General features: G+C 58.9%; 16 protein-coding genes. 9 read left to right on the plus strand and 7 right to left on the minus strand.

Annotated elements, in window-relative coordinates:
- The first annotated feature begins 566 nt into the window (after positions 1-566).
- The 5 genes from nrdD (at position 567) to folB (ending at position 5,453) form a co-directional block, all read left to right on the plus strand.
- Positions 567-2,789 carry an anaerobic ribonucleoside-triphosphate reductase gene (gene nrdD / locus PGW49_RS08235; protein WP_022094397.1) on the plus strand — a complete coding sequence of 741 codons (2,223 nt, stop codon included), beginning with the start codon at positions 567-569 and terminating at the stop codon, positions 2,787-2,789.
- A 346-nt stretch (positions 2,790-3,135) separates the two neighbouring features.
- Complete coding sequence (gene nrdG, locus PGW49_RS08240; RefSeq protein ID WP_270226221.1) at positions 3,136-3,717, plus strand: anaerobic ribonucleoside-triphosphate reductase activating protein; 582 nt, start codon at positions 3,136-3,138, stop codon at positions 3,715-3,717.
- Between the two features lie 66 nt (positions 3,718-3,783).
- A complete protein-coding gene (gene folE, locus PGW49_RS08245) occupies positions 3,784-4,341 on the plus strand; it encodes a GTP cyclohydrolase I FolE (RefSeq protein ID WP_195544129.1) in 558 nt (185 codons plus the stop codon).
- A 1-nt stretch (position 4,342) separates the two neighbouring features.
- Positions 4,343-4,924, plus strand: a complete 582-nt coding sequence (locus PGW49_RS08250; RefSeq protein ID WP_270226222.1) for an HD domain-containing protein — start codon at positions 4,343-4,345, stop codon at positions 4,922-4,924.
- 43 nt (positions 4,925-4,967) lie between these two features.
- Positions 4,968-5,453, plus strand: a complete 486-nt coding sequence (folB, locus tag PGW49_RS08255; RefSeq protein WP_161115749.1) for a dihydroneopterin aldolase — start codon at positions 4,968-4,970, stop codon at positions 5,451-5,453.
- Between the two features lie 6 nt (positions 5,454-5,459).
- On the opposite strand, the gene PGW49_RS08260 is transcribed toward folB, so the two are convergent.
- Complete coding sequence (locus tag PGW49_RS08260; protein ID WP_252200077.1) at positions 5,460-6,236, minus strand: M48 family metallopeptidase; 777 nt, start codon at positions 6,234-6,236, stop codon at positions 5,460-5,462.
- 74 nt (positions 6,237-6,310) lie between these two features.
- Positions 6,311-7,324 carry a dipeptidase gene (locus PGW49_RS08265; RefSeq protein ID WP_035138875.1) on the minus strand — a complete coding sequence of 338 codons (1,014 nt, stop codon included), beginning with the start codon at positions 7,322-7,324 and terminating at the stop codon, positions 6,311-6,313.
- A 120-nt stretch (positions 7,325-7,444) separates the two neighbouring features.
- Between PGW49_RS08265 and PGW49_RS08270 the strand changes: the two genes are divergently transcribed.
- From PGW49_RS08270 to PGW49_RS08280, 3 genes are all read left to right on the plus strand, one after another.
- The gene (locus tag PGW49_RS08270) at positions 7,445-7,873 is read left to right on the plus strand and encodes an FKBP-type peptidyl-prolyl cis-trans isomerase (RefSeq protein WP_035138874.1); all 429 of its coding nucleotides are present in this window, start codon (positions 7,445-7,447) and stop codon (positions 7,871-7,873) included.
- 3 nt (positions 7,874-7,876) lie between these two features.
- Positions 7,877-8,455 (plus strand): urease accessory protein UreE, encoded by a 579-nt coding sequence (locus PGW49_RS08275; RefSeq protein WP_270226223.1) that lies wholly within the window; start codon positions 7,877-7,879, stop codon positions 8,453-8,455.
- An 83-nt stretch (positions 8,456-8,538) separates the two neighbouring features.
- A complete protein-coding gene (locus PGW49_RS08280; protein ID WP_161115752.1) occupies positions 8,539-9,336 on the plus strand; it encodes an HAD-IIB family hydrolase in 798 nt (265 codons plus the stop codon).
- Positions 9,337-9,413: 77 nt separating this feature from the next.
- Here the strand turns inward: PGW49_RS08280 and PGW49_RS08285 are convergent, their stop codons facing one another.
- From PGW49_RS08285 to PGW49_RS08305, 5 genes are all read right to left on the minus strand, one after another.
- Positions 9,414-9,794, minus strand: coding sequence for a Fur family transcriptional regulator (locus PGW49_RS08285; protein WP_192919574.1), 381 nt, complete (start codon positions 9,792-9,794; stop codon positions 9,414-9,416).
- Between the two features lie 61 nt (positions 9,795-9,855).
- A complete protein-coding gene (locus tag PGW49_RS08290) occupies positions 9,856-10,266 on the minus strand; it encodes an acylphosphatase (protein ID WP_161115753.1) in 411 nt (136 codons plus the stop codon).
- A 2-nt stretch (positions 10,267-10,268) separates the two neighbouring features.
- The gene (locus PGW49_RS08295) at positions 10,269-11,375 is read right to left on the minus strand and encodes a Gfo/Idh/MocA family protein (RefSeq protein ID WP_270226224.1); all 1,107 of its coding nucleotides are present in this window, start codon (positions 11,373-11,375) and stop codon (positions 10,269-10,271) included.
- A 75-nt stretch (positions 11,376-11,450) separates the two neighbouring features.
- On the minus strand, positions 11,451-11,987 hold the full coding sequence (gene rnhA, locus PGW49_RS08300) for a ribonuclease HI (protein ID WP_270226225.1): 537 nt from the start codon (positions 11,985-11,987) through the stop codon (positions 11,451-11,453).
- Positions 11,988-11,999: 12 nt separating this feature from the next.
- Positions 12,000-12,938: a LysR family transcriptional regulator gene (locus PGW49_RS08305; protein WP_270226226.1), complete on the minus strand. Its 939-nt coding sequence runs from the start codon at positions 12,936-12,938 to the stop codon at positions 12,000-12,002.
- 272 nt (positions 12,939-13,210) lie between these two features.
- On the opposite strand from PGW49_RS08305, the gene PGW49_RS08310 reads away from it, so the two are divergent.
- Positions 13,211-14,521 carry an O-acetylhomoserine aminocarboxypropyltransferase/cysteine synthase family protein gene (locus PGW49_RS08310; RefSeq protein WP_270226227.1) on the plus strand — a complete coding sequence of 437 codons (1,311 nt, stop codon included), beginning with the start codon at positions 13,211-13,213 and terminating at the stop codon, positions 14,519-14,521.

A 14,521-nucleotide genomic window follows, 5' to 3' on the forward strand; every position in this document is an offset into this window, starting at 1 on the left:
GCTACCAAGCACGCCGTCAAATATGCCACCAAATATTGATCCAAGGTCCCCGTAGAGGTGCCGGCAGATTGCATACGTCCTGGCCGACCGTGACCGCAACATGTTGGTCAAGCATAATCTTTTGGATTCTTTTGGCGTGAGCGGCTTGGTTTTGGTAGGATTTGTCAGCGGCTTGACTAAGGGGGTTTTATAACTGCCATGCAGGTAGCCGTGTTGGTAACGTTTTACCGACTTCCCAAGAACCCCTCATTTTTAATGCGTCTGCAAAATGACTAATTGCTTTGACCTGCTGAAACACTATATGTTGTGTTTGACCTAAAAAAAGAATACAGGATATAGATGCCTCTTTGTCGTATGATAGATGGCGGACAGAGAACGAGAACCTTATTCGCCCCATTTGGATAGATCTTTGAGCCCCTTGATTGGCTGCGAGGATTGTCCGCATGAGGGACTATGGTTATCGAGAACACAGATTGCGCGACGGCGCCGCAAGACAGGGGCACGCCCTGCCGGGCATCGTTTGGCTCTGAAGCGCAATGAGACTACGACGCGAAAGAGGCAAGAGGATGAAGATCATCAAGCGCAGCGGCACCGAGGTTGTCTTTGACATCGATAAGATCGTCAATGCCATCCGTGCCGCAAACTTGGAGGTCGAGGAGAGCTCTCGTCTTACCGACCGCCAGGTGGTTTACGCGGCACAAAACGTCGCCGAGGCATGCGAGAACGCGGGCCACACTGTTTCGGTCGAGGAGATTCAGGATTTGGTCGAGGACGAGATCATGCGTCTCGACTGCTACGAGGTTGCCCGCCACTACATCATCTATCGCTATGTTCAGAGCCTGAAGCGCCAGAAGAACACGACCGATGACAAGATCCTGTCGCTGATCGAGTGCAACAACGAAGAGGTTAAGCAGGAGAACTCCAACAAGAACCCGACCGTCAATTCCGTTCAGCGTGACTACATGGCCGGCGAGATCTCCAAGGACCTGACCCAGCGTGTGCTGCTGCCCCAGGAGATTGTGGATGCTCACAATGAGGGTCTGATTCACTTCCATGATTCGGACTACTTTGCCCAGCACATGCATAACTGCGACCTGGTGAACCTGGAGGATATGCTCCAGAACGGTACTGTTATTTCGGGCACGCTGATCGAGAAGCCGCACAGCTTCTCGACTGCCTGCAACATCGCGACGCAGATCATCGCTCAGGTTGCTTCCTCCCAGTACGGTGGCCAGTCGATTTCGCTGACCCATCTTGCCCCGTTCGTCGAGGTGAGCCGTCAAAAGATTCGCGGCGAGGTCGCCCGCGAGCTCGAGGAGCTTGGCGTTTCCGCATCTCCCGAAAAGGTCCGCGAGGTTGTTGAGGACCGCCTGCGTGACGAGATCCGTCGCGGCGTTCAGACGATTCAGTATCAGGTCGTGACCCTTATGACCACGAATGGCCAGGCGCCGTTCGTGACGGTCTTTATGTATCTCAATGAGGCCCGTACGCCCCAGGAGAAGCACGACCTTGCCATGATTGTGGAGGAGACGCTTCGTCAGCGCTATGAGGGCGTTAAGAACGAAGCCGGCGTGTGGATTACCCCGGCGTTCCCCAAGCTCATCTACGTGCTCGAGGACGATAACGTTCACGAGAATTCCCCGTACTTCTACCTGACCCAGCTGGCTGCTAAGTGCACCGCCAAGCGCATGGTGCCCGACTACATCTCCGAGAAGAAGATGCGCGAGCTCAAGCTGTCGAAGGGCGAGACCGCGGGCAACGGCGACTGCTATACCTGCATGGGTTGCCGCAGCTTCCTGACGCCCGACCGCTCCGGTAACGGATTTAACAACGTGGCCAACGCGCTGAACTATGACCCGAACAAGCCCAAGTACTACGGTCGCTTTAACCAGGGCGTTGTGACCATCAACCTGCCCGATGTCGCGCTGAGCTCGCATCAGGACATGGATAAGTTCTGGAAGATCTTCGATGAGCGCCTTGAGCTGTGCCACCGTGCCCTGCTGTGCCGTCATGAGCGCCTGATGGGTACGCTTTCTGACGCCGCACCGATTCTGTGGCAGTACGGCGCCCTCGCTCGTCTGAAGAAGGGCGAGACAATCGATAAGCTGCTCGTGGGCGGATACTCCACCATCAGCCTGGGCTATGCCGGCCTGTATGAGTGCGTCAAGTACATGACGGGCCACAGCCACACCGAGAAGGAGGGCACGCCGTTTGCCATGGCCGTCATGCAGCGCATGAACGACAAGTGCGCCGAGTGGAAGGCCGAAAGCGATATTGACTTCTCGCTGTACGGTACCCCGCTTGAGTCGACGACCTACAAGTTCGCCAAGTGCCTGCAGCGTCGTTTTGGCATCATCCCGGGCGTGACGGACAAGGGCTACATCACCAACAGCTACCACGTCCACGTGTCCGAGGAGATCGACGCATTCGACAAGCTCAAGTTCGAGGGTATGTTCCAGCAGCTTTCGCCGGGCGGTGCCATCTCCTACGTCGAGGTTCCCAACATGCAGGACAACCTCAAGGCTGTCATTCGCGTGATGCAGTACATCTACGACAACATCATGTACGCCGAGCTCAACACCAAGAGCGACTACTGCCAGGTGTGCGGCTACGACGGTGAGATCAAGATTGTCGAGGATGACGGCAAGCTGGTGTGGGAGTGCCCCAACTGCGGCAACCGCGATCAGGAGAAGATGAATGTCGCCCGTCGTACGTGCGGCTACATCGGTACTCAATTCTGGAACCAGGGCCGAACCGAGGAGATCCGCGACCGCGTGCTGCATCTCTAATAACCATCCCAGGCCGCCCCGTAGCGAGGCCCCGGACCTTTACTCGCTATTTCGGACAGTCCTGGCTCACGACGGAGGCGCCACTGGCGCCTCCTGTTCGTGCGGAACTCATATCGAGCAAAGGTCCGGGGCCTCGCTACGGGGCGGCCAAGTTGACGTAGCTGAGATGCGGCATGCGGTCTGCTCACTCCTCGAAGTTCTTAGCGGAGATAATTCGAGCTGCAGCTGCGATTTACTTGCGATGGCGGTTGAGCCGCAACCCAGTTTTTATTAGATCTCGAACCCTATACTCGATGTTCGCTTCGTTCATTGAGTTACCCTTTGCATGAGGCCGGGAGAGTTACCTATGAACTACGCGAACATTAAGTATTTCGACATTGCTGATGGGGAAGGCGTTCGTACTTCTCTGTTTGTGAGCGGGTGCCGTCGTGGGTGCAAGAACTGCTTTAACTCTGTCGCGTGGGACTTTGCTGCGGGTGAGCCGTTCGACCGTGCCGTCGAGGACAAGATTATCGAGAGTCTCGACCATCCCTTTATTGATGGACTGACGATTCTGGGCGGCGAGCCTATGGAGCCCGAGAATCAGGTGGGGCTTGTTGACTTTATCGAACGCGTGCGTGCGGCCTATCCCGCGGGGTCGGGCAAGACCATTTGGTGCTTTACCGGCGACGTGCTCGAGGAGCTTATGCCGGGTGGCCGTCATCATACCGAGGTGACGGACCGTATCCTGGCCTGCCTCGACATGTTGGTGGACGGCCCGTTCGTTCAGGATCTGTACGATATCTCGTTGCGCTTTAGGGGCTCGAGCAATCAACGCGTGATTGACATGAACGCCACGCGTGCCCGTGCCGAGCGCGAGGGTGTTGCGCTTTGTGATGCGGTTGAACTTTGGCGGGACGATCCAGTCTATTCGACCCATACTATGTAGCTTGTGGCCGATGCCAAAGGGCGTGGTACCATAGCGCGAACGCAAAATCGGAAAAGTGAGGCCCAGATGATCGATCAGGAAAAAGTCGAGGCCGCCATTAAGCTGTTGCTTGAGGGCATAGGCGAGGACCCAACTCGTGAGGGCCTGCTGGAGACCCCGGCGCGCGTTGCCCGTATGTATGGTGAGATCGCCGGCGGTATGGACCAGAGTGCCGAGGAGCACCTGTCCAAAACCTTTGCCGTCGCTTCGAACGATTTGGTTATCGAGCGCGACATCACGTTCTACTCGCTGTGCGAACATCATCTGCTGCCGTTTTATGGCAAGGCCGCCATTGGTTATATCCCCAACGGCCGTGTCGCAGGGCTCTCTAAGCTTGCCCGCACGGTTGAGGTCTACGCCCGTCGTCTGCAGCTGCAGGAGCAGCTGTGCGCACAGGTTGCCGATGCCCTCATGGAGTATCTCGCTCCCCAGGGAGCGATTGTGCTCATGGAGGCTGAGCATATGTGCATGACCATGCGCGGCGTGCAAAAGCCTGGCACCAAGACCGTGACGCTCGCTCGCCGCGGCGTCTTTGAGACCGATCCGTCGCTCGAGGAGCGGTTCTTTAGGATGCTGGGCCGTTAGCATGAGGGTCGTCAATGACTTTACATCGAAGACCGATGGGGGGACGCCGCGTCGCGGCTTCATGGCTTCGGGCCTGGCCCCCTTTGATGCCATGCCTCGCATTGATTACATCTGTGCCAACGGTCTGTTCCGGCGGCACCTGGGCAACATTGCACAGTTGGAATCGGGGCGCATCTTCTGCCGCCACGGTATTGACCACCTGCTGGATGTCGCTCGCATTATGTGGATCAAGAATCTCGAGGAACAGCTCGAATTTGACCGCGAGGTCATCTACGCCACGGCACTTCTTCACGATATCGGCAAAGATGAACAGTATGAATCGGGTATATCCCATGATGTTGCAAGCGAACGCGTCGCTGATGCGATTCTCGGCGGTATGCCCGATGACGTAGCGTTTGAGCCGGCCGATGCCGCAGCCATTAAGACGGCCATTCTGGGCCATCGAAAGCTGCGCGTGAACAGCCAACCGCTCGAGCGCCTGCTCTATGCAGCCGACAAAGCGTCGCGCGCCTGCATTGCATGCCCCGCGCGCAATGCTTGCAACTGGAGCGATGATAAAAAGAACCTGTCGATTCGCGTGTAGTTAGTTTACGCGGTCGGGGTTCTAAACGAAGGAGACGATCGCGATGAGCAACAAGAAACTGCCCGAGAATGCAACCAAGACTGAAGGCGCCGAGCTCGCCCGCCGTGGAAGGGGCGAAATATCCACCGCAACGGCGGTGCCCCACGTGAACTATGACGATCTGCGCCATGCCGACCGCATCACCGTTGAAGGTCTTGAGGTTTTTGCTAACCACGGCGTGTATCCCGAAGAGAACGCGCTGGGCCAGAAATTCATCGTGTCCTTGGTACTCTATGCTGACCTGCGTGCAGCGGGAGAGCACGATAACTTGGACGCCTCGATTGACTACGGCTCGGTGTGCCACGATGTCGATGGCTATCTGCGCGAGCATACGTTTAAGCTCATCGAGGCGGCAGCTGAAGGTACGGCCCAGATGCTGCTGCGCCGTTATCCCTCGCTGCTTGGTGTGCGCATCAAGCTCGATAAGCCGTGGGCGCCTGTTGGCCTGCCCTTGGCAAGCTGTGGCGTCGAGATCGAGCGTGTGCGCTAACCGGTTCTAATACGTCTCTATGGGTGGCTGCTTGAGCCGCTGCGACAGAGCCCTGTTGTTGGGGCAGTACGTGTCGAGCAGCGCGTGAAACCGATGATTGTGGCTCGGCTCGAGCAGGTGGACGAGCTCGTGGGCGACAACCATGTCAAGGCACTCGACGGGGTAGGCGGCAAGTTCTCGTGCGATGCGAATGGCGCCGGTTTTGGGCGTGCATGATCCCCAGCGCGTTTTCATGCTGCGCACGGAAACGCGGGAAACGGCGACACCCATTGCGATTTCGTATGCGTGCACCATATCACGCAGCGCCGATGTGACTTCGGACGTATAGAGCTGGTCAATATGGGCTTGGATCTCACTGGGCGTTAAGCCGTCGAGGGTCGCATTCCACTTGGCCTGCTGACGTTCGTCTGGCTCGTCGGCACCCATAAAACTTGCGAAGGTGGCCTGCTTGGGCCGCGGTGCGGGTGATGCAAAGTTGTGATCGAGTGCGTCCTGTACCGTGATGGGCTTGCCCCAAAGCGCAATGATGGACGAGGGGCTGAGCGGCTCTCGTGCCGTCGCCTGACGTTGCTCGCGCTGGGCAAGCCGGCTGATAATCCAGGCGCTGTTGCGCTTCACAAACGCTTCGATGCGCTCGCGACTGGCGCCGAGCGGTGCGCTGGCGTGGACCTCACCGCTCGATGTGACGCGTAGGTTGAAGTTCTTGACGCGCTTTTTGGTAACGACGACGGGGATGGGCGTCCCATCCGGTCGGGATACGGAAATCGTAAACTGCTGCGTCAAAAGCGGTCCTTCAGATTGGGGGCGGGCCGGCATGTCAACCGTTCGGCATGCCGACCTGCTCAAGGGATGTGAAATTAATAACGCTCAAAGAAGGCAAGCGCGTTGTCGCTGCAGAGCTTTTGCATCACGGTCTTGCCAAAATGCTTGGAAAGCATGTTCTGGAACTCGGGCATCTTGCTGGCATCGGAGAGGAAAGCGGGCACCGTGGCACCGTCCCAGTCGCCGCCGAGTGCGATGACGTCCTCGCCGCCCAGGTCGAGCCAGTGCTCGATATGTGCCGCTAGCTGGTCGAAGGTGACGTCTGCGGCGGTCTTGTCGGTTGCGTCGTTGGAAAGGAACTCGCTGCAGTAGTTGAGGCCGACGATACCGCCCATGTCGCGAATGGTGCGGAACTGGTCGTCGGTAAGGTTGCGTTTGACGCCGCAAACCGCACGGGAGTTGGAGTGGCTGGCGACGAAGGGACGCGTGGCGTGGGCGACAACCTCGTCAAAGCACTCATCGTTGAGGTGGGAGACGTCGAGTACCATGCCGGCGTGCTCCATCTGCGTAAGTGCCTCGATGCCGGCGCCGGTGAGGCCGGCGTGGGTGTCGTGGCCGCTCGCGAGCGGCCCCTGCGCATTCCAGCTGAGTGACGACATAAGCACGCCCAAGCTCTTGAGCACTTCGATCAGCGCGGGGTCCTCGGCAAAGAACGTGGCGTTTTCGATGGTGTGGATGCAAGCGACCTTGCCGTCCTTGAGCGCGGGGCGAATGTCTGCGGCGCTGCGCACGTTGACCATACGGTCGTGGTTGAGCATTGCCTGGCCGCTCATATGCGCCATGATCTGCGCCTGGAAGCGCGCGGCGTGGGCGGTGGGAATCTCGTCGGGGACAAACGTGGCGAAGCACTGTGCCCACGGCGTGTTGCCGATCTTTGCGAGCGAGATGGCACAGGCGTTACCCTCGATGAGGTCGAAATCTTGCGGATGCGTTTCGTCGCCGGGGAAATAACCGTCGGTGCCGGCGGTAAAGCGCAGGTCGAGATCGAGCGTGGCCCAGCCGATTCGGTCGGCGGTGTCGCAGTGTAGGTCAAATACGGGATATGCCATGGTTCCTCCGGTTGCAGCGTTTCTTTGCAAACTGTCTTCAAATTGTATGACTAGGGTATAGTTAGCGCCATATGTTCATGGCGGCCCGTGTTGTGCGCCGCCCTTATCACGGAGGTTTCCATGTCCAACCAGGGCAAGAAGGTCAAGACTCATTATCGCGGCACGCTCGACGACGGCACGCAGTTCGATAGCTCCTACGATCGCGGTGAGCCGCTGGAGTTCACCTGCGGCGCCGGCCAGATGATCAAGGGCTTCGACGCCGCTGTTGTCGACATGCAGGTGGGTGAGAAGAAGACCGTGCACATTCCTGCTGCCGATGCCTACGGCGAGCACAATCCCGAGATGGTTCTGACCTTCCCGGCCGAACAGGTTCCCAACATCGAGCAGATTGAGAAGGGCATGAAGCTCTTCTTGTCCACGCCGAGCGGTATGCCCGTCCCCGCCGTGGTCATCGATGTAACGCCCGAGGCCGTGACGCTCGACGCCAACCACGAGCTGGCCGGTAAGGACCTCAACTTTGATATCGAGCTCGTCGAGGTCGAGGGTTAGAGTATGCCTGAACGCTTGGTTTCGACGACATGCTTGGGAAATCTCAACGATCCGTCCTATGAACTCCTGCTTCGCCGGAAGTTGGGCGGCGTCTTTGAAGTTGACGATCTGCTGCTCGATTGGGACCAGGCTGATGTATACGCGTTTGTGGGCGTGACGGAGCTGGGGCGCACGGTCGATGTTCGGCTGGATACTGCCGACGGCGGTCGTCTTGCCGACGGCGACGTGCTCGCCATTGACCGTTCGGGCATGGTGCCCGTGGCGGTTGTCGTGCGCTTGCGCAGCGCCGAGGTTTATTTGGTCGAAGTTGACCGCATGGACCCGATTGCGCTCGCGCATTCGTGCTGGGAGATCGGCAACATGCATGCGCCGCTCTTCCGGGGCGACTCGGACGAGCATACTATGCGCATGTATACGCCGGTGCAGCCTGTTTTGGGCCGCATGCTCCGGGGTGTCGAGGGTGTTCGGCTCTCGCTGGTTACCCGTGAACTCGATGCGGACCGGCGCTTTGCGTCGAGTGCGGCGGAGGTCGTCGTGAGCATGGCTCCCGACTTTACCATCGTAAAAAAGGCGCGCGGCTAAGCGCGCGTATGCGCAAGACGGGCTTTGAGGGGCGACCGATCAAGGTCCGTCTTGCTGTTGATATGAGGCTTTGGGGGAAGCATATGGGTCTTGAGGGAATCAAACTGATTGCATGCGATTTGGACGGCACGTTGCTGCATCCGGGGGAGCGCGAGCTGCGTTCCGAGGCCTTTGAGCTTATCGATGAGCTGCATCGTCGTGGTATCGTGTTTATGCCGGCGAGTGGCCGTCAATATGCGAGCTTGCGCTACCTGTTTGCCCCGGTGGCCGATGAGCTCGCCTATGTATGCGAAAACGGAACCTTGGTGATGAGCGAGGGGCGTGCCGTCGTCAAGCGTTCCATGGAGCGTAGCCTTGCTATGGTTATCGCGAATACCGTGGTTGCGTATCCCCATACCGACATGACCCTTTCGTGTGAGGGGCACATCTACACCATGAGCGGCAACGATGCGTTCGTCGACCATTTGCGCTATGTGGTCCACTGCGATGTGGCGGTGGTCGACCGTCCCGAGGACATCGACGAGGATGTCATTAAGATTGGCTTCCAGACGCCCGAGGTGGATTATCCGGCGGCCCGGGAGTATTTCGAGCGCCTCTTTGGCGACCGTGTCGATGTGATGACGTCAGGAACCGCATGGACGGACCTTATCGGTTTCGGTTCGGGCAAGGGCTCCGCGCTTGTCGATTACGGTCGTGTCCTGGGGATTTCGCCCGATGAGATGATGGCATTTGGCGACAATGAGAACGATCGCGACATGCTCAACGTCGTGGGCCATCCCTATCTGATGGAGAGCTGCAACCCCACCATGCGCGGTATCAACGATCGCGTCCGTTACGTGCACACGGTCGAAGAAGAACTGCACCGCCTGCTCGCCGAGTAGGTTTTCGGGACATGCCTAGAAATGTACTGTTTGCTGCAAAGCGCGGAAAGGTGGATTTTAAGGCATGTCCCGAACATCTACCGGCAGTCGGGGCAGAGACCCTCGAAGATGGTGTAGTGCGACGTGACGTGCCAGCCGATTTGCTCGGACGCTTTGGCGTCGAGCTGGGCATCGAAGGGGAGCGGTACGTCGATGACGCGGCTGCACGAGGTGCAGATGATATGCGCATGCGGCTCGATCGTGCGATCGAAGCGGCTGCCGCCCGGCGTCTTGATGGAGAGGATCTCGCCGGCGTCGGCCAAGAGATTGAGATTGCGGTAGACCGTACCGCGGCTGATTTTGTCATCCTGCGCGCGCACGGCGTTGTAGATTTCGTCGGCGGTGGGATGGTTATAGCTTTGGCGCACGGCGTCAAGAACCAGCTTTCGCTGCCTGGTATTCCTTCTTTGCACCGCCATGCGCCTCGCCTCTTTTCTATCAACGGTCGTAGGTAAATGATACCGTATTTAGCACACAATACTAATAATGAGGACTGAAACCGTCTTCATTGGCAAGTGGGGCTCGGGCCTGAGCGTCTATGAGGCGAAAACGCGTTCCCATGCGCTCGTAGGAGGCATGAAGCGCCTCGAGATGAGATAGGATATTTGCCGGAGCTCCCTGTATCTCCATCTCGACTGAGCCGTCTTCCATGTTACGCACCCAGCCGGTGAGTGCGCGTGCCTGCGCGAGGTTGGTGTTGGTAAAGCGAAAACCAACGCCTTGGACTTGCCCCTCCCAGCGCAGGAAATAGCGCAGGGGAGTGTCTTGAGTGGCCTCGTCGCTTGCGAGCACAGTAAGCCTGCGGCGCAGCTCGAGCTCGACGTTTGATGGTTTTTGAGGCTCTCGACTGCCGCCGGTGACGCTGGAGAAGAACGTATCGAAGAGGCCCATCGCTATGCCTGCTTGCCTGCGTCGGCCGGGAAGGTAATGCCGGCCTGCTGGCGCACGGCATCCATGATGCGTAGTGAGACGAGCGTGACATCGCGGTAGTGGCCAAGCTCGTGGCGTCCCGCCGGGGTCTCCCAAATCTCTTCCTTGACGTTATCGATGCCGCCGATGGCGGTGATGAAGTCTGTGAGTTCGTATTCCACAGTGTTGCTCGATTTGGGCAGGTCGAGCACGCGGCCGTTGTCGCCCTGTTCGCGCGGCGCCTCGGTCGCCGAGCCGCGTACGACGTCGCCGCGATAGTCGATGCGGACGTTGCGGGGCGTGGACAGATGGTCGATCTGGATAGTGCCACGCTCGCCTTCGATCTGCGAGGGCAGCAGGTCATTCGTAATTTTGGAGTGCGCGAGCTCGACGGAGATACGGCCACCGCCGTAGCTGGCGAGGATGGAACCGCAGCCGTCGATGGGGCCGTGCGTGAGCTGTCGCGTGGTGGGATCGAGCAGGGTGGTCATGCTCGTAAGGCCGGAGGGCATGCCGAAAATCTCGACCATGGGCTCGACGGTGTAGACGCCAATATCCATGAGGGAACCCGAGGCCATATTGCAGTCGAAGATATTGGTGGCGCGTCCCGCGAGAATCTCGTTGTAGCGCGAGGAATATTTTCCAAAGCGCAATGAGGCGCGGCGGATGGGGGCGATCTCACCCAGGGCGTCCTCGATGGCGTGGAAGGCGGGATCGTGGAGGGGACGCATGGCCTCGAGGGCCACGACACCTGCTGCCTCGGCAGCGCGGAAGACTTCCAGCGCTTGCGCCTCGGTGGCGCAGAAGGGCTTCTCGACGATGACGTGCTTGCCACCGGCGATGCAGGCAAGGGCCTGCTCGTAGTGAAGTGCGTTGGGGCTGCCGATATAGACGGCGTCGACGTCGGCGGCTGCCGCGAGCTCATCGAGTGAAGTAAAGTTTCGCTCGCCACCGCGCTCGGCGGTAAAGGCAGCACCGCGATTGGCATCGCGCGAGAGCGTGCCCACAAACGCGGCTTGGTCGTTGGCGTTGACGACCTGGATAAAGTCGTCGGTAATCATGGATGTGCCGATGGTCGCTATACGCAGCATGTATCCCCCTCGTGCCGTTCGGTTTACAGGATGAGTGTAGCGCGAAGGGGCAGGAAATAGCGTACGAAAACGCCGTTACAGGTCGCTCTCGTTAAAGCCGGTGTCGATATCGAGGTTGCTGCCGTCGGCCGCCGTGGTGGCGAGCTCGTCGCAGCGCTCGTTGAGCTCATGGCCGGCGTGACCCTTAATCCAGATGAACTCAACCTTGTGCTTGCTCTTTGCGGTGAGTAGGCGCTCCCACAGATCGCGGTTCTTGACGGGCTGCTTGTTGGCGGTCTTCCAGCCGCGTTTTTTCCATCCGTCAATCCAGTGCTTGTTGAAGGCGTTAACGACGTACTGCGAATCGGAATGGACTTCGACGTCGCAGGGGCGGTTGAGCGCCTCGAGTGCCACGATAACGGCCATGAGCTCCATGCGGTTGTTGGTGGTCTTGGCGTAGCCGCGCGAAAGCTCAGAGGTGAAGGTCTTGCCGGCGGGGTTGGTGTATTTGAGCACGGCGCCGTAGCCGCCGCGTCCCGGATTTGATCGGGCCGAGCCGTCGGTATAGATGATGACCTTCACATGGTTCCTTTCGTTGGGTACGTTTCGCGTGAGTGACCATTGTAGCGCCATGCCCGCCGGGGGCTAGCAATCTACGATTTCTACCCCGTCTTCCGACAGTTGGTTGGCATGGATGATGCGGTTGAGCTCGTCGAGGTATTGCTGCAAGAGGGGAGAGGGCTTGCGGTCGTCATGCATGATGTAGCCCACATGCATCGTCGGGGCGTCTGCCAGGGGGATCGAGGCCATGCCCCACTGCATTTCGCTGGAGAGTACGCCGGTCGACAGCGCATAGCCGTTCGAGGTGATAAGCAGGTTGGTGAGCGTCCCGCGGTCGGATACGCGGATATTGCGGTTGCAGGGAATATAGCTAAACGGTTCCTCGGCGTAATAGAAGGAGTTCGAGGTGCCTTGCTCAAAGCTGTAGCGCGTATAGGGCGTGAGGTCGGCAAGGGACAGCTGCGAACGGCGTGCGAGCGGGTGGCGTTCGCTGACGAACACGTGGACTTTTGCATCAAAGAGGGGATGAAAGCTCGCTCGGGCATCGGTAAAGGCCTTCTGCAAGACACGGGTATTAAAGTCATCCAGATAGAGGATGCCGATATCGCTGCGAAACGCGCGCACGTCGTCGATAATCTGCGCTGTGGTGGTCTCGCGCATGATGAACTCGAACTTGCTGTCGCGGCAGCGCTCGACTACGTTGACAAAGGCCTCGACCGAAAAGGCGTAGTGTTGGGCGGAAATGGCGAGGCGGGCTTGCGGGGTACCGCCGTCCTCGTAGCGGGCCTCGAGCATGTCGGCCTGCTCTACGACCTGGCGCGCATAGCCCAAAAGCTCGGTGCCGTCGTTGGTGAGCGTGACGCCGCGGCTGGAGCGCGTAAAGATCTCCAGGTGGAGCTCCTGTTCCAGGCTTTTGACGGCGTTGGAGATATTGGACTGAGCGGTATAGAGGCGCTGGGCTGCGGCATTGATTGAGCCGGACTCTGCTACGGCGATCAGGAAACGAAGCTGCTGGAGGGTCATCGGCGCCATCCTTTCGAGTGTTATCTATAAAACCGATAACAGGTTAGCGCTTTTAAGTGATTGACCGAGGGAAACAATGCTCGTACTATTCAAAACACACAAAGGCGGTAGGTAATTAAGCCAACCACGGAACCGGGATGCGAAAGGAGGCCCGCATATGAATTGCTTACCAAGACGAATGCCGGGCTCCTGTTTGCGCCCGTCGGCGTGATCAGGAGACAGCGACTTACTTCTCTTACTCTTATTACTTTTGTTCGATCAAGGAGATCATCATGAGCCAGTTCATCAACAACCCCGAGCACACCTTTGGTTTCGATACCCTGCAGCTGCACGTTGGCCAGGAGAGCGCCGATCCTGCATCCGACTCCCGTGCTGTGCCTATCTACCAGACCACGAGCTATGTGTTCCGCAACTCCCAGCACGCCGCCGACCGCTTTGGTCTTGCCGACGCCGGTAACATCTACGGCCGTCTGACCAACTCCACCCAGGGCGTCTTCGAGGACCGCATCGCCGCGCTTGAGGGTGGCGTGGCAGGTCTTGCCGTCGCCTCTGGTGCCGCCGCCATCACCTATACCCTGCAGGCGCTCGCTCAGGCCGGCGACCATGTGGTGGCTCAGAAGACCATCTACGGTGGCTCCTACAACCTGCTGGAGCATACGCTCTCCCAGTTTGGCGTCGAGACCACCTTCGTCGATGCCCACAACCTGGACGAGGTCGAGGGCGCCATCAAGGACAACACCACGGTCATCTACCTCGAGACGCTCGGCAACCCCAACTCCGACATCCCCAATATCGACGCCATCTCCGAGATCGCCAAGAAGCACGGTTTACCGGTTGTCGTCGACAACACCTTCGGCACCCCGTATCTGTTCCGTCCGCTGGAGCATGGTGCCAACATCGTCGTCCACTCCGCAACCAAGTTCATCGGCGGCCACGGCACCTCGCTGGGCGGTGTGATCGTCGACGGCGGTAACTTCGATTGGAAAGCGAGCGGCAAGTATGCGCAGATCGCCGAGCCCAACCCCTCCTACCATGGCGTCTCGTTTGCCGAGGCTGCCGGTCCCGCCGCCTTCGCAACCTATGTCCGCGCCATCCTGCTGCGTGACGAGGGCGCCTGCATCAGCCCGTTCAACGCCTGGGTCCTGCTCCAGGGCACCGAGACTCTGTCGCTGCGCGTTGACCGTCATGTCGAGAACACCAAGAAGGTCGTTGAGTTCCTGGCTGGTGACAGCCATGTTGCCAAGGTGAATCACCCGAGCCTGCCTGAGCACCCCGATCACGAGCTCTATCAGAAGTACTTCCCCAACGGCGGTGCCTCGATCTTTACCTTTGAGATTAAGGGTGGCCAGGAGGCAGCTTGGAAGTTCATTGATCATCTGCAGGTGTTCTCGCTGCTCGCCAACGTGGCCGACGTCAAGTCGCTCGTCGTGCACCCGGCTACCACCACGCACTCCCAGCTCTCTGCCGAGGAGCTCGCCGAGCAGAACATCACGCCCTCCACGATCCGTCTTTCCATCGGTACCGAGAACGCCGAGGATATCATTTGGGATCTGAAGCAGGCTTTCGCCGCGCTGGACGAGTAA

Source organism: Collinsella aerofaciens (assembly GCF_027679495.1).
In the GTDB taxonomy this organism is placed as follows: Bacteria; Actinomycetota; Coriobacteriia; order Coriobacteriales; family Coriobacteriaceae; genus Collinsella; species Collinsella aerofaciens_AK.